This is a genomic window from Mycolicibacterium llatzerense (assembly GCF_025331195.1).
In the GTDB taxonomy this organism is placed as follows: Bacteria; Actinomycetota; Actinomycetes; order Mycobacteriales; family Mycobacteriaceae; genus Mycobacterium; species Mycobacterium llatzerense.
Genome location: NZ_LXOV01000001.1, coordinates 1,118,108 through 1,134,445, shown reverse-complemented (window position 1 = coordinate 1,134,445; position 16,338 = coordinate 1,118,108). Strand labels below are relative to the sequence as shown.

General features: G+C 67.7%; 17 protein-coding genes and 1 tRNA gene. 7 read left to right on the top strand and 11 right to left on the bottom strand.

Annotated elements, in window-relative coordinates:
- Nucleotides 1–38 precede the first annotated feature (38 nt).
- A complete protein-coding gene (locus tag A7G45_RS05780; protein ID WP_260934731.1) occupies nt 39–410 on the top strand; it encodes a hypothetical protein in 372 nt (123 codons plus the stop codon).
- 62 nt (nt 411–472) lie between these two features.
- Here A7G45_RS05780 and cwsA read toward each other — a convergent pair whose 3' ends face one another.
- Entirely contained in the window at nt 473–841 is a 369-nt protein-coding gene (gene cwsA / locus A7G45_RS05775) for a cell wall synthesis protein CwsA (protein ID WP_260934728.1), read from the bottom strand.
- 131 nt (nt 842–972) lie between these two features.
- Here cwsA and A7G45_RS05770 point away from each other — a divergent pair, with 131 nt between their 5' ends.
- Nucleotides 973–1,500 carry a peptidylprolyl isomerase gene (locus A7G45_RS05770; protein WP_043391451.1) on the top strand — a complete coding sequence of 176 codons (528 nt, stop codon included), beginning with the start codon at nt 973–975 and terminating at the stop codon, nt 1,498–1,500.
- 64 nt (nt 1,501–1,564) lie between these two features.
- On the opposite strand, the gene A7G45_RS05765 is transcribed toward A7G45_RS05770, so the two are convergent.
- Both A7G45_RS05765 and crgA read right to left on the bottom strand, forming a co-directional pair.
- Nucleotides 1,565–1,978: a PH domain-containing protein gene (locus A7G45_RS05765; protein ID WP_260934725.1), complete on the bottom strand. Its 414-nt coding sequence runs from the start codon at nt 1,976–1,978 to the stop codon at nt 1,565–1,567.
- A 148-nt stretch (nt 1,979–2,126) separates the two neighbouring features.
- On the bottom strand, nt 2,127–2,411 hold the full coding sequence (gene crgA, locus A7G45_RS05760) for a cell division protein CrgA (protein ID WP_020099906.1): 285 nt from the start codon (nt 2,409–2,411) through the stop codon (nt 2,127–2,129).
- 80 nt (nt 2,412–2,491) lie between these two features.
- On the opposite strand from crgA, the gene A7G45_RS05755 reads away from it, so the two are divergent.
- Together A7G45_RS05755 and A7G45_RS05750 are read left to right on the top strand one after the other, a co-directional pair.
- Complete coding sequence (locus A7G45_RS05755; protein ID WP_276554732.1) at nt 2,492–3,313, top strand: DUF881 domain-containing protein; 822 nt, start codon at nt 2,492–2,494, stop codon at nt 3,311–3,313.
- A 37-nt stretch (nt 3,314–3,350) separates the two neighbouring features.
- A complete protein-coding gene (locus A7G45_RS05750) occupies nt 3,351–4,019 on the top strand; it encodes an aminodeoxychorismate/anthranilate synthase component II (protein WP_043391444.1) in 669 nt (222 codons plus the stop codon).
- 308 nt (nt 4,020–4,327) lie between these two features.
- On the opposite strand, the gene pknB is transcribed toward A7G45_RS05750, so the two are convergent.
- The 7 genes from pknB to A7G45_RS05715 form a co-directional block, all read right to left on the bottom strand.
- Nucleotides 4,328–6,211 carry a Stk1 family PASTA domain-containing Ser/Thr kinase gene (gene pknB, locus A7G45_RS05745; protein ID WP_260934701.1) on the bottom strand — a complete coding sequence of 628 codons (1,884 nt, stop codon included), beginning with the start codon at nt 6,209–6,211 and terminating at the stop codon, nt 4,328–4,330.
- Nucleotides 6,208–7,440, bottom strand: coding sequence for a protein kinase domain-containing protein (locus tag A7G45_RS05740; RefSeq protein ID WP_051954549.1), 1,233 nt, complete (start codon nt 7,438–7,440; stop codon nt 6,208–6,210). Before A7G45_RS05740 ends, pknB begins: the two co-directional genes overlap by 4 nt.
- Nucleotides 7,437–8,915 (bottom strand): D,D-transpeptidase PbpA, encoded by a 1,479-nt coding sequence (pbpA, locus tag A7G45_RS05735; protein ID WP_260934699.1) that lies wholly within the window; start codon nt 8,913–8,915, stop codon nt 7,437–7,439. The genes A7G45_RS05740 and pbpA overlap by 4 nt, the downstream gene beginning before the upstream one ends.
- A complete protein-coding gene (locus A7G45_RS05730; protein ID WP_260934696.1) occupies nt 8,912–10,327 on the bottom strand; it encodes a peptidoglycan glycosyltransferase RodA in 1,416 nt (471 codons plus the stop codon). The genes pbpA and A7G45_RS05730 overlap by 4 nt, the downstream gene beginning before the upstream one ends.
- Before the next feature lie 28 nt (nt 10,328–10,355).
- A complete protein-coding gene (locus A7G45_RS05725; protein WP_260934694.1) occupies nt 10,356–11,918 on the bottom strand; it encodes a PP2C family protein-serine/threonine phosphatase in 1,563 nt (520 codons plus the stop codon).
- Nucleotides 11,915–12,382, bottom strand: coding sequence for an FHA domain-containing protein FhaB/FipA (locus A7G45_RS05720; RefSeq protein ID WP_260934691.1), 468 nt, complete (start codon nt 12,380–12,382; stop codon nt 11,915–11,917). The genes A7G45_RS05725 and A7G45_RS05720 overlap by 4 nt, the downstream gene beginning before the upstream one ends.
- Before the next feature lie 124 nt (nt 12,383–12,506).
- The gene (locus A7G45_RS05715) at nt 12,507–14,030 is read right to left on the bottom strand and encodes an FHA domain-containing protein (protein ID WP_260934688.1); all 1,524 of its coding nucleotides are present in this window, start codon (nt 14,028–14,030) and stop codon (nt 12,507–12,509) included.
- A 291-nt stretch (nt 14,031–14,321) separates the two neighbouring features.
- Here A7G45_RS05715 and A7G45_RS05710 point away from each other — a divergent pair.
- Together A7G45_RS05710 and A7G45_RS05705 are read left to right on the top strand one after the other, a co-directional pair.
- Nucleotides 14,322–14,404: transfer RNA gene (locus A7G45_RS05710), tRNA-Leu, on the top strand.
- Between the two features lie 165 nt (nt 14,405–14,569).
- Nucleotides 14,570–15,025: an SRPBCC family protein gene (locus A7G45_RS05705; protein WP_260934686.1), complete on the top strand. Its 456-nt coding sequence runs from the start codon at nt 14,570–14,572 to the stop codon at nt 15,023–15,025.
- A 20-nt stretch (nt 15,026–15,045) separates the two neighbouring features.
- On the opposite strand, the gene A7G45_RS05700 is transcribed toward A7G45_RS05705, so the two are convergent.
- A complete protein-coding gene (locus A7G45_RS05700; protein ID WP_260934683.1) occupies nt 15,046–15,525 on the bottom strand; it encodes a nitroreductase/quinone reductase family protein in 480 nt (159 codons plus the stop codon).
- A gap of 164 nt (nt 15,526–15,689) precedes the next feature.
- Between A7G45_RS05700 and A7G45_RS05695 the strand changes: the two genes are divergently transcribed.
- Nucleotides 15,690–16,280 carry a TetR/AcrR family transcriptional regulator gene (locus A7G45_RS05695; RefSeq protein WP_260934681.1) on the top strand — a complete coding sequence of 197 codons (591 nt, stop codon included), beginning with the start codon at nt 15,690–15,692 and terminating at the stop codon, nt 16,278–16,280.
- Nucleotides 16,281–16,338 lie beyond the last annotated feature (58 nt).

Here is a 16,338-nt window from a genome sequence, read left to right as displayed (position 1 = left end):
CCAAAGGGGCTCCAACGTCGCCGTCCTACGCTGCCGCCATGACGACAGAGATCAGCTACGCGAAGTGGATGCTTCCGTTGTCGGTGCCGTTCGGTCTCGGGCCGAAGCACAGCGGCGTGGAAGTGCGCGACGGAGCGCTGCACGTGACCATGGGGTGGGGTTTCGCCGCCGAGATCCCGCTGAGCTCCATCGCTGAGGCCAGCCGGTGGGAAGGCCGCATCACGTCCTGGGGTGTACACGGCTTCCGCGGACGCTGGCTGGTGAACGGCTCGTCCGACGGCGTGGTGGCGTTGACCATCGACCCACCCGTCAAGGCCAAGGTTTGTGGGGTACCGGTGACGCTGCGGGAGCTGGGGGTCAGCGTGACCGACCCGGAGGCCCTCATCACGGCCTGCACCAAGACTGGCTGACGAACATGAGCTTGTGTGTCAGATCCGGATCTGACACACAAGCTCAGTCTCGACGCGGAAACCTAGGGCTGGGGCGTCACGTCCACGCTCGGGGGCAGCGGAGAGGGCTCTGGCTGCATCGAGCGCCGCACGATCGAGAACGTGATGCCACCGAGGGCCAGGACCGCGACCGTGGCGCCGGCGATGAGCAAGGGCCTGCGACGGTTGGCGCCCGACTGCACCACCACCGCGAGATCTCCCGCGGAATCCTCGCTGCGGTGGCACCGCCGGCCCACCCAGCGCGCGGTACCGAGGGTGGAGCCGACGCCGAGCCCGAGCACCCCGCGCAGGATCAGCAGCGGCCCGGCGATGGTGTACTTCAGCCCACGACCCAGGCGGGCACCGGAGCTGGGGCGGCTGACCTCGGGGACGTTCTCGGTGACAGTGCTCATCAACCAACCTCTCTGCCGGACACGATTTCTGCAGACCTCCCAAGCGGGGGCTTGGCTCTACGCTAGGCCTTCCACGTTATTCGGTGGGGGCGACTTCGGGGTCTTAAATGTGAGTGGCAGACTGACTTTCCGTGACGAGCCCTATTCAGACCGCGACCGCGACGCTGCACACCAACCGCGGCGACATCAAGATTGCTTTGTTCGGTAACCACGCGCCCAAGACCGTCGCCAACTTCGTTGGTCTGGCCCAGGGCACCAAGGATTACTCCACCGAGAACGCCTCGGGCGGCACCTCCGGCCCGTTCTACGACGGCGTCGTCTTCCACCGCGTCATCGACGGCTTCATGATCCAGGGCGGCGACCCGACCGGCACCGGCCGTGGCGGCCCGGGCTACCAGTTCGCCGACGAGTTCCACCCGGAGCTGCAGTTCGACAAGCCGTACCTGCTGGCCATGGCCAACGCCGGCCCGGGCACCAACGGTTCGCAGTTCTTCATCACCGTCGGCCCCACCCCGCACCTGAACCGTCGCCACACCATCTTCGGTGAGGTCGTCGATGCGGAGTCGCAGAAGGTCGTGGACGCCATCGCCACCACGTCCGTCGACCGCGGCGACCGCCCGACCGAGGCAGTCGTCGTCGACTCGGTCACCATTTCCTGAATCCCAGCCTGACGCGCGGCGCGGCAGTCCCCTATTGGGGCCTGCCGCGCCGTTTGCGTTGGAACTAAGGGATCAGGCCGGCGTCGGTCAGGGCGTCGAGGACGTTGATGGGGTCGGTGCCGACATCCCATCGCGTGAAGACCAGGAGCCGGTCGTCGACGGTGTCGAGCTCCAAGAGCCGCACCTTGCGGGTCAGCCGGCGGAACTCGGTGATACGCACACTCTTGAGGTCGGCCTGTGTATAAGTCTGAGTGCTGAACCACCCCCGCACCACCAGCCCCGCCGGGGTGATGGCGAGCTTTGGCCGCGCCCGCCTGGACATGACGGCGAACACCAGCAGACCGATGGCCGCGATGCCGCCGAGAACACGTCCGGGCAGGTCAGTGACCGATGTCAGGGCCACTGCCGTCAGTACGACGCCGAATGCTCCACAGGCCGCGATGCCGGCCGGCGGGGGGCTCCATTGAGTTTGTTCCATGAGATGTCCACACCCTCAGCGGCAAGTTATCCACAGGCACTATCCCCAATGGGGATGAATCACATCGATGTGATTGCGTGACCGCCAGGTTGCCAGTTGGGCTACGTAACGAGACCGGTATGTAACGAACCGGGGCCGTTCACGCAGCTCAGCGCCACCGCATGGTCAGCAGCAGACCGGTGATCATGAACGCGAAGGCGATCGCGTAGTTCCACTGGGCGAGATCGGCCATCCACTGCAGCAGGTGGGGCGTGCCGGCGGGGTTCAGCGCGGCGAGCTGGAAGACCGCCAGCCAGATGAGGCCGATCAGCATCAGCGAGCAGAAGAACACCACGAACCACACGCTCGACGGTCCGGCCTTGACCTTCACCGGCGTCCGACTCACCGGGTTGATGGTGAAGTCGTTCTTCTTGCGAACCTTGGACTTGGGCATTGGTACCTTCGCGGACAGTCGGTGCCGCACATCCGGGCCGGTGGAGAAAAACCGGCAATTCGGTGCGACGATGGAGCGGTATGCACTCAGAGCCTAACGCAGAAGACGTGTCGCCTCGCAGGCCCTGGTGGACGGCTGGGACCTCGGAACCTGCCCAGCCGGTCCGCCACTCCGCCTGGCGATTCGGTGTGCCGGTGGTCTGTGTGCTTGCCGGCCTCCTGCTGGCCACCACGCACAGCGTGTCCGGCGGCAGCGAGATCCGCCGCAGCGATGCGCCCCGCCTCGTCGACATGGTGAAAGAGGCGAAACGCACCGTCGCGACCCGGACCGCGGAGCGCGACAACCTGCAGCATCAGCTCGAAAACCACCACGGCGGTACGCCCGGCGCCGACGCCGCCCTCGGCGCCATCACGAGCCGCGCCAACGAGCTGGGCCTGGAGCTGGGCCTCGATCCCATGCGTGGACCGGGCCTGGTGATCACCCTCAACGACGCGCAGCGCAATGCGCAGGGTCAGTACCCCCGCGACGCCACCCCCGACGACCTGGTCGTGCATCAGCAGGACGTCCAGGCGGTGCTCAACGCACTGTGGTTGGGCGGGGCCGAGGCCGTGCAGATGCAGGACCAGCGGATCCTGGCCACGTCGGCTCCCCGCTGCGTCGGGAACACCCTGTTGCTCAACGGCCGGACCTACAGCCCGCCGTACGTCGTCACCGTGATCGGCAACGTCGAGGGCATGCGGGCCGCGCTGGCTGCCGCGCCGTTGGTGACCTTGTACAAGCAGTACGTGGTGCGGTTCGGGCTCGGCTATACCGAGGAGCCGCGGGCGTCGGTCGACGTCGTCGGCCACCGGATGCCGCTGAAGCTGCAGTACGCCAAACCGGCTGGACCGGTCACATATTGATTGATCGGGTTGGTGGGTGACCCAGTAGCCTGGCGGCATGCAGGTTCTCGTCCTCGACAACTACGACAGCTTCGTGTTCAACCTGGTCCAGTACTTGGGTCAGCTCGGGGTGCACGCGCAGGTCTGGCGTAGCGACGACGAGCGTGTCTCCACCCCCGAGGGCGTCGCCGCCGTGGCCGAGGAGTTCGACGGGATCCTGGTGAGCCCCGGTCCGGGTACCCCCGAGCGCGCCGGCGCGTCCATTCCGTTGGTCCGCGCCTGTGCCGAGACCCGCACTCCCCTACTCGGCGTGTGCTTGGGACACCAGGCCATCGGGGTGGCTTTCGGTGGCACGGTGGACCGCGCGCCGGAACTGCTGCACGGCAAGACCAGCCTGGTGCATCACGCGAATAGTGGTGTGCTGCAAGGACTTCCGGACCCGTTCACGGCCACTCGCTACCACTCGCTGACCATCCTGCCGGAGACGCTGCCGGATGAGCTGGAGGCCATCGGCCACACCGACAGCGGCGTCATCATGGCCGTCCGGCACCGCGAGCTGCCGATCCACGGGGTCCAGTTCCACCCGGAGAGCATCCTGACGCAGGGCGGTCACCGCATGCTGGCCAACTGGCTCGCCTTCTGCGGTCAGGCGCCCGACGAGGGACTGGTCAGTCGCCTCGAGCAGGAAGTCGCCGACGCCGTCTCGGCCGCGACCCGCACGGCCTAATTCCGCCGAGCTTCCATCCACGCAGTGCGAGTGGCGTGTGCCGTGGGTTCAGGGTGGACGCCGTTGTGGGCTGCCCGGGTCGTTGACTCTCACTTCATGGCGCGGAAGTGCGAGTACCCACGGCCCTGAGGTGAGAGTCAACGTCTGCTGGGGCCGGAATCCCGTTGACCCTGACCTGATGGCGCAAAAGACCGAGTGGCCGTGTCCCTGAGGTGAGAGTCAACGCGATGTTGGGCCGCTGGGTGACTGACTCTCACTTCATGGCGTAAAAGTGCGAGCAACGGCCTGCCAGAACGTCCCCCGCAAGACTACGAAGCGAAGCTCAGCGTGATCGACGCGCCGAAGTTGACGCCGCTGCCGGCTGCCGGCATCTGGCTCACCACCGCATTGCTGCGCTGACCGCTGTTCTGCACGTCGGCGCCCTTGATCAGCACGCCGGTCCAGCCCAGGGCGCGCAGGTTCGGCTCGGCGTCGGTCCAGAACTGACCGGCCAGGTTCGGCATGACGAACTGGTTGCCCTGCGAGACCTTCAGCGTGATCGGCGCGTCCTTGGCCGTCGGCGTACCCGCCGGCGGATCGCTCGCGATGATCTCGCCGGCCGGCTTCGGGCTGTCGGTCGGCGCCGTCAAGATCGTGGCGAAGCCGACGGTATTCAGGTTCTTCGTCGCGATGTCGACGGTCTGTCCGCCGACGTCGGGGATGGGCACCAGGCCGGGCCCGGAGCCGACGATGATCGTGATCACGTTGGTGATGGCCGACGTCTGGTGGGCCGGCGGGTTGGTCGCGATGACCCGGTCCTTCTGGTCCGGCAGCGACTGCGACACCGTCTGCTGGATGTTCCGGAAACCGGCGGACTGCAGCTTGGCCATCGCGTCGGAAGGCGAGAGCTTCGAGACGTCCGGGACCTCGCGCTGCTCGGGACCGGTGGAGATGTTGATGGTGACCTCGTCGCCGGCGGCCACCGATGTGTTGGCCGAGGGCTCGGTGCCGATGACATGGTCCGGCGCCACGGTGGAGTCGGGCCGCTGCTGCGTGCGGGTCTTGAAGCCGCGGTTCTGCAGGTTGGCGACGGCGTCCGCCTGAGCCAGACCGCGGACGTCCGGAATCTGCTGGTCGTGCGGCTTGCCGTTGATCAGGTTGATGGCCACGGTGACGACGACCGTCAGCACGGCCAGGATGGCGGCGGCGATGAGCCAGCGACCGATCGGCGTCGCGGCCCGGTCCGTCGAGCGGTACGGCTGCGGGGTGACGGTGATCTGCTCGGGCATCATGCTGCGCGGCCCACCGAAGCCGCCGGTGCCCATCATCGCGGTGCGCTCGGCGTCGGTGAGCACCTTGGGTGCGTCGGGAGCTTCGCCGGCGTGCACGCGGATCAGGTCGTTCCGCATGTCCGCGGCGCTCTGGTACCGGTTGTCCGGGTTCTTCGCCAGTGCCTTGAGCACGACGGCGTCCAGCTCGGGAGAGATCCCGGCGTGCCGCTGCGACGGCGGCACCGGGTCCTCGCGGACGTGCTGGTAGGCCACCGCGACCGGGGAATCGCCGACGAACGGCGGCTCACCGGTGATCAGTTCGTAGAGCACGCAGCCCAGCGAGTACACGTCCGAGCGGGCGTCGACGTTCTGCCCGCTGGCCTGCTCGGGTGACAGGTACTGGGCGGTGCCGATGACCGCCGCGGTCTGCGTCATCCGGTTGCTGCTGTCGGCGATGGCGCGGGCGATGCCGAAGTCCATGACCTTGACCGCATTGGCCTTGCTGATCATGATGTTCGCCGGCTTGATGTCCCGGTGCACGATGCCGTGCTGGTGGCTGAAGTTCAGGGCCTGGCAGGCGTCGGCGATGATCTCGATGGCGCGCTGCTGCGGCAGCGGCCCCTCCGTGTGCACGATGTCGCGCAGCGTCACGCCGTCGACGTACTCCATGACGATGTACGGCAGCGGGCCGTTGGGCGTCTCGGCCTCACCGGTGTCGTAGACCGCGACGATCGCCGGATGGTTCAGCGCCGCGGCGTTCTGCGCCTCGCGGCGGAACCGCAGGTAGAAGCTCGGGTCCCGAGCCAGGTCGGCGCGCAGCACCTTGACCGCCACGTCTCGGTGCAGACGTAGATCGCGGCCGAGGTGAACCTCGGACATGCCGCCGAAACCGAGGATGTCCCCCAGTTCGTAGCGGTCGGAGAGGTGCTGGGGCGTGGTCATGAAATGGCCGGTCCTGACAATTCAGGGAGCGAAGCCGACTGACCCGCCGGTGCGCCGGGCGTCTTCGTGGTCTCGGTGATGGTGTTGGTGACGGTGGACTGCTGCTGGTTCTTCTGGTCCTGCCGGTCCTGCGCGTTGAGCACGATCAGGATCGCGATGACGATTGCCAGCGCACCCAGGACACCAGCCGCCCACAACAGGGCGCGCTGACCGGGCGAGAAAGTCCGCCGCGCGGGCGGGGCCGGCCGGTGGCTACCGGCAGCGGGCCGGGGCCGCGGGGTTGCCGGTGCCGGACGCACGGCCAGTTCGTTGCTCGTGCGGGCCTGCGTGCTCGACGGAATCGCCGCCGGAGCGGCCCGGCCGATGGTCGGTGCCTGGTTGGGCCGCGGGGGGCGGCGTCCGGCCCGGACCGCGGCGACGGCGTCGGCGAACGGTCCGCCGCTGCGGTAGCGGTGGATGGCGTCCTTGGCGAGGCTGATCTCGATCAGCTCGCGGACGTTCGGGGGCAGGTCGGCCGGCAGTGGTGGCGGCGCTTCCTTGATGTGCTTCATCGCCACGGTCAGGGCGCCGTCGCCGGTGAACGGCCGCCGGCCGGACACGGACTCGTAGCCGACGACACCGAGCGAGTAGACGTCGCTGGCCGCGGTGGCGTCGTGGCCCAGGGCCTGCTCGGGCGCGATGTACTGAGCGGTGCCCATCACCATGCCCGTCTGGGTGACGGGAGCCGCGTCGACCGCCTTGGCGATGCCGAAGTCGGTGAGCTTCACCTGGCCGGTCGGCGTGATCATGATGTTGCCGGGCTTGACGTCGCGGTGCACCAGGCCTGCGCTGTGCGCGACCTGCAGGGCCCGCCCCGTCTGCTCCAGCATGTCCAGCGAGTGCCGCAGCGACAGCCGGCCGGTGCGCTTGATCACCGAGTTCAACGGCTCGCCGTTGACGAGCTCCATGACCAGGTAGGCGGTGCGGCCGGAATCGTCGAGCTCGGTCTCGCCGTAGTCGTAGACGCTGGCGATGCCGGGGTGATTCAGCATCGCTACCGTGCGCGCCTCAGCGCGGAACCGCTCGACGAACTCGGGGTCGGTCGAGTACTCGGCCTTTAGCACCTTGATGGCGACCTGTCGGCCGAGCCTGCTGTCGACGCCCTCCCAGACTTGACCCATGCCGCCAGTGGCGATGAGTCGCTGAAGTCGATAGCGGCCGGAAAGTGTTACTCCGACCCGCGCGCTCATGATCCCTCCCGTAGCGCCGCGGCGATGGTGGCCCGCCCGATGGGTGCGGCCAGCGCACCGCCGGTCGCGGACAAACGGTCTCCACCATTCTCCACTAGGACGGCGACGGCGACCTTCGGGGATTTCGCCGGGGCAAAAGCGATGTACCACGCATGTGGTGGTGTGTGACGTGGATCGGTGCCGTGTTCGGCCGTGCCCGTCTTTGATGCGATCTGCACGCCGGCTATGGCTCCCTTCTGCTGCGTCACCTGCTCGGCGCCGACCATCAGATCCGTAAGTGTAGCCGCGACCTGGGATGAGATGGCCCGCCGCTGTTGGTGCGGTGAGGTAGCCGCGATGTTGGAAAGGTCAGGTCCCTTCAGGTCATCGACCAGGTACGGGGCCATGCTGACGCCGCCGTTGGCGATGGTCGCGGCAACCATCGCGTTCTGCAGCGGGGTCAGGGCGACGTCCTTCTGGCCGATGCTGGAGATACCCAGGGCCGGGGCGTCGGAGATCGGGCCCACGGTCGACTCCGCGACCTGCAGCGGAATCGACGGCGGCGGGGTGTCCAGGCCGAACTGCTTGGCCATGGTCCGCATCGCGTCGGCCCCGTTGTGCAGGCCCAGTTCGACGAAGGCGGTGTTGCAGGACTTGGCGAACGCCTCGCGCAGGGACACCGTCGGACCCCCGCCGCACGCCGTGCCACCGTAGTTCTCCAGCGTGGCGGTGCTGTCCGGCAACGTGATTCGGGCTGCGGAGGTCAGCTGGGTATCCGGGGTGGCACCGGCCTGCAGCGCCGCGGCGGTGGTCAGCACCTTGAACGTCGACCCCGGCGGGAACGTCTCGGAGATCGCCCGGTTCTGCAGCGGTGAATCGGGGTTGTCCCGCAGCTCCTGCCAGGCGGCGGATTGCCGCTCGCTCTCGTGCGAGGCCAGCAGATTGGGGTCGTACGACGGAGACGACACCATGGCCAGAATCTTGCCGGTCGACGGATCGAGCGCCACCACCGAACCCTTGCACGGGTTACCACCGCAGCCCTGCTGCATCGCGTCCCAGGCGGCCTGCTGCACCCGCGGCACGATCGTGGTGTCGACGTTGCCGCCGCGCGGATCGCGGCCCGTGAAGAAGTCCGCGATGCGGTTGCCGAACAGCCGCTCGTCGGAGCCGTTGAGGATGCTGTCCTCGGCGCGCTCGAGGCCGGTGCTCGAGTACTGCAGCGAGTAGAAGCCGGTGACGGGCGCGTAGACCAGCGGGTTCGGGTAGATGCGGAGGTAGCGGAACCGGCCGTTGGTCGGCATCGAGTACGCCAGCAGCTGGCCGCCTGCGGTGATCTGGCCGCGCTGGCGCGAGTACTCGTCGAGCAGCACCCGCTGGTTGCGCGGGTCGGCGCGCAGGCTGTCGGCGGCGAACACCTGCGTGGTGGTGGCGTTCAGCAGCAGCATCACGACCAGTGCCATCACCAGTCCGGAGACGCGACGAAGCGAGGTGTTCATTGCTTCTCGATCACCTCGGTGTTGGCCGCCGCGATCGGTGACGCGTTGGCGCCCCGGGTGGACAGCGGCCGGCGCGCGACGTGCGAGACCCGCAGCAGCAGGGCCAGCAGCACGTAGTTGGACAGCAGGGACGAGCCGCCGTACGACATCCACGGCGTGGTGAGGCCGGTCTGCGGGATCAGTTTGGTGACGCCGCCGACGACGATGAACAGCTGCAGCGCCAGCGCGGCGGACAGGCCGGCCGCCAGCAGCTTGCCGAAGCTGTCCCGGACCGCGATGGCGGTGCGCAGTCCCCGGATCACGACGATCGTGTACAGCATCAGCACCGCGGCCAGGCCGACGAGCCCGAGCTCCTCACCCACCACCGCGATGATGAAGTCGGTGGAGGCGTCGGGCACGGTGCCGGGCTGACCGTTGCCCAGGCCGGTGCCGAAGATGCCGCCGGTGGCGAAGCTGAACAGGGACTGCACCATCTGGTAACCGGCGCCGTCGGGGTCGGCGAACGGGTCCAGCCAGTTCTGCACGCGCACCCGCACGTGATCGAAAAGGTGGTACGCCACCAGGCTGCCCACGCAGAACAAGCTCAGCCCGATGATCACCCAGCTGAGCTTCTCGGTGGCGACGTACAGCAGCACCAGGAACGTCGCGTAGAGCAGCAGCGACGCCCCGAGGTCCTTCTCGAACACCATCACGCCGATGGACCCGATCCAGGCCACCAACAGCGGCGCCAGGTCGCGCGGTCGCGGCAGGTCCAGCCCGAACATGTGCTTGCCGGCACTGGTGAACAGGCTGCGCTTGGTGACCAGCACGCTGGCGAAGAAGATCAGCAGCAGGATCTTGGAGAACTCGGCGGGCTGAATGGAGAAGCCCGGCAACCGGATCCAGATCTTGGCGCCGTACTGCTCGGCCACCGAATCCGGCAGCACCGCGGGGATGGCCAGCAGCACCAGGCCGGCCAGGCCGCAGATGTAGCCGTAACGGGCCAGCATCCGGTGGTCGTGCACGAACATCAGCACCGCGGTGAACACCAGAATGCCCAGCAACGTCCACAGCATCTGCTGGTTGGCGTTGCCGCCCGGCAGGATGCCCGCCGGCCGCGAGTGCGCCGACAGATCCAGCCGGTAGATCAGCACCAGGCCCAGGCCGTTGAGCAGCGCGACCACGGGCAGCAGCAGCGGGTCGGCGTACGGCGCGTAGCGGCGAACCGCCAGGTGGGCGACGCCGAACAGCACGACGAAGCCGACGGTGAACTGGATGAGGTCCGGTTGCAGGCCGGACTCCTGGTTGGCCTCGACGATCAGCAGCGCCACAGTCGTGATCACGGCCGCGAACCCCAGCAGCACCAATTCGGAATTACGCCGATTGGGCAGTGGAGGAGCGACCGCAACCGGAGACTGCGGCTGCGTCGTCATGCCTCGACTCCCGCTCGCTCTCGGGGCGTCATGACGCGTTCCGGCAGTTTGTGCCCGGCTCCTGAGGTGGCGGAGGGAGTGCCGTGGCCGTCGGGGACGGAGCCGCAGGCGAGGTCGGGGCAGGCGCAGGGCTGGACGGGTTGGGGGCCGGTGCCGGGCTCGGCGCCGGTGTTGGTGCGGGGGCCGGAGTCGGGGCCGGCGTCGTCGAACCTGGCGCCTCGGGTCCGGGGGCCGGACCGCGCGGCGGCTGCGGCACCACCGACAGCGACGGGGCCGGTGCGCCGGGGGTGGGTGCGGGCGCCGCCGGCGGGGTGGCGACGTGCGGCGCGCACAGCGGCAGCAGCGAGCTGCGGCTGAGTTCCTTGAGCTGACGGATGGCGTCGTCGACGGTGCCGGTCGGCAGGCCGGCGGTGACCTGGGCCCGGCCGGACTCGCGCAGGTCGGAGACCTTCATGGGCTGGCAGCCCGCGCGGGTGTCGTCGACGCCGATGATCGTCATCTCGGAGTGGGTGTCCAGGCAGGCCAGCAGGTAGGGATCCTGCAGCGGCAGCCCGAGCAGCGAGCCCGGCACGCCGCGCATGATGTAGACCGAGCCGTTGTAACCGGCGACGTAGTAATTGCTGCGGATCATGTAGCGCCCGACGGCCAGTCCGCTGACGAGCAACAGGATCAGCAGGATCGCGCCGATGATCAGGTTGCGCCGGGTGTGGCTCTTCCGGGGCGGCGGATCAGGTTGCGGCACAGGCTTTTTCGCCGCTGCTGCCGTGCGCTTCGGGTTGAAGGCGGAGGCACGTCCGGCCGCGGTGTTGGGCGGCAAGGTGTCGTCGTCCTGACCGGACACCGCGCCCGCCAGGATGGGTGCGGTCTGGCCGTACTCGTAGTCGACGACGTCGGCCACGACGACGGTGACGTTGTCCGGGCCGCCGCCGCGCAGCGCCAGCTCGATGAGCCGGTCGGCACAGTCCACGACGTCCGGGATCTGCATGGCGCCCTGGATGGTCTCGTGGCTGACCGGGTCGGACAGTCCGTCCGAGCACAGCAAGTAGCGGTCACCGGCGCGGGCCTCGCGCATGGTCAGCGTCGGCTCGACCTCATGGCCGGTCAGCGCCTTCATGATCAACGAGCGTTGCGGGTGGCTGTGGGCCTCTTCGGCGGTGATCCGGCCGTCGTCGACCAGGGTCTGGACGAAGGTGTCGTCCTTGGTGATCTGGGTCAGCTCGCCGTCGCGCATCAGGTAGCCGCGGGAGTCGCCGATGTGCACCATGCCGAGGCGCGTGCCCGCGAACAGGATGGCGCTCAGGGTCGTGCCCATGCCCTCGAGCTCGGGATCGGCTTCGACGTGGGCGGCGATGGCCGTATTGCCGTCGTGGACGGCGTCGTTCAGCTTGGCCAGCAGGTCGCCGCCGGGTTCGTCGTCGTCCAGGTGGGCCAGCGCGGCAATGACGAGCTGCGAGGCAACCTCACCCGCGGCATGGCCGCCCATGCCGTCGGCCAGCGCGAGCAGGCGGGCCCCCGCGTAGACGGAGTCCTCGTTGTTGGCACGGACCAGGCCGCGGTCGCTGCGCGCGGCATATCGGAGTACAAGTGTCACGGGCGCAGCTCAATTACCGTCTTGCCGATTCGAACCGGCGTTCCCATTGGAACCCTTACCGCCGTCGTCACTTTCGCCCTGTCCAGGTATGTACCGTTGGTCGATCCTAGGTCTTCGACGTACCACTCGGAGCCTCTCGGCGACAGCCGGGCGTGCCGTGTCGAGGCGTAGTCGTCGGTGAGCACCAAGTTGGAGTCGTCGGCCCGGCCGATCAGAACGGGCTGGCTGGTCAGGGTGATCCGGGTGCCCTGCAGGGCGCCTTCGGTCACCACCAACTGGCGCGCGTACCGGCGTCGGTCCCGGTTGGGCAGCAGGGTGCCCCGGAACGCCAGACCGCGCCGCACCATGACGGCTCCGGTGGGTGCGTAGATGTCGGTGCGCAGCACGCGCAGCACCGACCAGATGAAAAGCCAGAGCAACAGCAGGAAACCGACCCGCGTCAGCTGCAGAACTAACCCCTGCATCCGACGTCCTCTCCGTTGCCGCGTCGAGGCTGGGCCCGGTGCCCGGTAGCCGTCGGCATCGTCACGATACTTTGGCGGTCACCGGCCGGTGCGCACATGATCCGGCCGGTGACGGAAACCGAGCTCAGTGAACGCGGACCACGATCTCGGAATGACCCACCCGGATGACGTCGCCGTCGGCCAGCTGCCACTCCTGAACCGGGGCGTTGTTGACGGTGGTGCCGTTGGTCGAGTTCAGGTCCGAGAGCAGCGCGGTGTGGCCGTCCCAGCGGATCTCGAGGTGCCGGCGCGAGACGCCGGTATCGGGCAGGCGGAACTGCGCGTCCTGGCCGCGGCCGATGACGTTCGCGCCTTCGCGCAGCTGGTAGGTGCGGCCGCTGCCGTCGTCGAGCTGGAGGGTGACGTTCGCACCGGCGGCACCGTAGCCACCGGCGTATCCGCCCGGCTGGCCGTACTCGGGCTCGGCGTAGCCGGCGCCCGCGCCGCCGCCGTAACCCTGCTCGCCGTAACCGGCCTGGGCCGGGGGCTGGCCGTAACCCTGATCGGGCTGTGCGTAGCCCTGATCGGCGGGGGGCTGTGCATAGCCCTGCTGCGGCTGGCCATAGTTCTGCTCGCCGTAGCCGCCCTGGCCGGCGGGCTGGCCGTAGCTCGGCTGTCCGTAGTTCTGCTGGGGCTGGCCGTAGCCCTGGTCGGGCTGGCCGTAGCCACCCTGCTGAGGCTGCTGGCCGTAGCCGGGCTGGCCGTAGTTCTGCTCGGGCTGTCCGTAACCGCCCTGCTGAGGCTGCTGGCCGTAGCCGCCCTGCGGGCCGCCGTAACCCTGCTCGGGCTGCTGGCCGTAGTTCTGCTGTCCGTAGCCCTGCTCGGGCTGGCCGTAGCCGCCCTGCGGGCCGCCGACGGGCGGCGGTCCGGGAGGACCACCCTGCGGGCCGCCGAAGCCGCCTTGGCCGTATCCGGACGGGCCCGCGCCGTAACCGGCCTGGTCACCCGGCTGTCCGTAGCCGCCCTGCTGTCCGTAACCGGGGCCACCCTGCGGGGCGCCGTAGCCGCCCTGCTGTCCGTAACCCGGCTGGGGCTGGCCGTAGCCCTGGTTCGGGTCCTGCGGGTACTGCTGACCGCGCTGCTCTTCGGGCTGCCGTCCGTAGTCGTACTCGTCGCCTGGCTGGCCCTGTCCCTGGCCGGGGCGGTGGGTCGGGTTGTCAGTCATCGTTGGTACTCCTGGTTCTGCGGTGTGCACGCGGTCGCTGGGTGCCGCCGGCCGCGCTGGCCCGGCGGTTGAGTCGGGGTTGACCACGCCGTGGGCGCGGAATTGGCCGGTGTGAAGGCCAGGTGACGGCTCAAACCTGACGACCACCTCACCATACGTTTGCCATCCCCGCTCATGGACGAATCCCTCAAGGTGTTTGGCAAAAGCACTGGGTGTGAGGTCAGGATCGGCGTTTACCTTCTCGAAATCGGTGTAACTGAGCGTAATGACGTATTCGTTCGGTGCCAAAATACGGCCGCCGCCGACATCGTGGGCACCCGATTCGGCTTCCCGCTGTAATGCGGCCTCGACTTCCGGGGGTGCGATCGACCCCCCGAAGACGCGGGCAAAAGCGTCTCCGACCGTGGTCTCGAGCTTGCGCTCGAACCGGTCGACCAGACCCATGTCCCCCTGCCTCGCCTCGTCTCGGTACTCCAGATGTGATGCGCGCAATAACTCCGGACACCACCGTTACGCATGGTATCGGCCTGACCTTGTAATACGTGACCAACAGAATCGTGAGAATTCGAAAGACGCTGGTCAGGCGGTGTGGGGCGTGCCGCCAGGCGATCCGCTCGTGCGGTTTCGTGCGCCGTCGGCACCCTCGAGGCCCAGGTTGGCTGGTCCGGAAGCCACTGGTCAGCGGCGGATTTGGAGCCGGGGGTAGGGGTGGTGATAGTCTCTCCCAGTTGTTTGGGGCGAGTGGCGGAATGGCAGACGCGCTGGCTTCAGGTGCCAGTGTCCTTCGGGACGTGGGGGTTCAAGTCCCCCTTCGCCCACTCAACGAAAGCCGCGAATCCGGTTCGGATTCGCGGCTTTTGCTTTGTCGAGCATGACTGTGAGGGCTGTGCACCTGAATCGGCCCGAATTCGTGCACAGCACTCACCCTCGTGGGCCTGATTTGAAGCGGCCTGCCGGGCGGTACTGATCGATAGGATCGCGCCATGAAAGGTGCGGTTACCGTCCACATGAACGCGCCGGCCGATCAGGTCTGGAACCTGATCGCCGACATTCGCAACACCCCGAAATACTCGCCGGAGGTGTTCGAATCGGAATGGCTGGACGGGGCGACCGGACCGGCACTCGGCGCGCGGTTCCGCGGCCACGTCAAGCGCAACGAGATCGGGCCGATCTATTGGACGACGTGCCGTGTCACGGCCTGCGAGCCCGGTCGCGAGTTCGGCTTCGCGGTGCTTGCCGGCGATAAGGCGGTAAACAATTGGCATTACGCTCTCGCGTCCGCCGGTGATGGCACGGATGTCACCGAGTCGTTCTGGATGACGCCTGGCCTGCTCGACACGGTGTTCGGCATCTTCGGTGGTCAATTGCGCATCCGCCGCAACATCCGGGACATGACCACCACGCTCAACCGGATCAAGGCCGAGGTCGAGACGGCCTGATGGTGTCGTGGGCATCTAGGTCACGAGCCGCTGACCGTCTCTAGTGCAATCAGCGGAATCGTCCGTGAAGGTGGAACTCGTCGGGCGTACCTGCGCCAGTGGCTGGTGTACGCGAGCGCTTGAGGCCACAGCGCCCGGCGTTCCGCGGGCCCTAGTTCTCTGGCACTCATCTCGACGCTGCGAGCACCGATTTGGACTGTCACGACGGGATGCGCCCGCAGATTATGTAGCCAGGCCGGGTTGTTCGGGTGTCCGCCTTTTGCCGCGACGATGATGTATCGATCTCCGTCGGGCATATAGACCAAGGGTGTCGTCCGGAGCGATCCACTTTTGGCCCCGATGTGGTCGAGCAGGAGCATCGGGGGAACGCCGGGCACGTGTTGGCCGAGGCGCCCCCGACTGGCGCGATAGATCCAGACGTGGCCGCGCACGAGGTGACGAACGACGCTCCACGAGCGATCGATGACTTGCATCAGCAGTTCGACAGGTGACACCGACATACGGATCCTCCTGGCCGTGAGCGGACTCCCACCAGGGTGTCCAACCGATCCCCACCGACGAAAAGGGTACTCGCGAGTACCCTTTTCGTCTAGAACGTCTCCCGCTCGCGCTGCCCACGATCGACCAGCACCTCAACACAGCCGAACAGAAAGGTTGCCCCGATATGCCCGCAGACCGCACGGCCAAGGTTGCGCAGCAGCACCTCAGGTTGCTCGACGGTCTCGCCGCGGCGATCCGGGAAAAGGGGCTCGCTCATACTCAGGTCAGCGACATCGTTGGTCACGCGCATGCTTCGCGCCGGACGTTTTACAAGCACTTCGTGGACAAGGACGCCTGCCTCGTCGAGCTTGTTGATCTCAGTACATTGCGCATCATCGAAACCGTCTCTGCGGCAATCGATCTCGACTCGGCGCGTGCGGTCCAGATCGAACAGGCCATCGACGCCTACTTGGCGATACTTTCTGGCGAACCCGCGTTGGCGCTCGCACTGTCCAGCCCTTCGGTTGGTGAACGAGTTCTTCGCGCTCAGCGGGAGGGGTTGGAGCGCTTCGTCGAATTCCTCGTCGCGTTGATGGCAGGCACCACCCAGGCCGGGCCACCGCCAGCACCGATCTCCGTCGAATGTGCATACCTGCTTGCCAGTGGGCTGCGCGCGGCGGCGCTTCGCGCGATCGAGCGCGCGGACGGACTCGACCGCGTGGGCGGGGAAGCAAAGGCAATTTTCAAAGCGGTACTCGACCGCAATGCGCAGTAGTCACGGTCGGGTCGAACATGTGAAGGCGTCGCCGGAGTCTGATCCTCCCAGGCTGCCC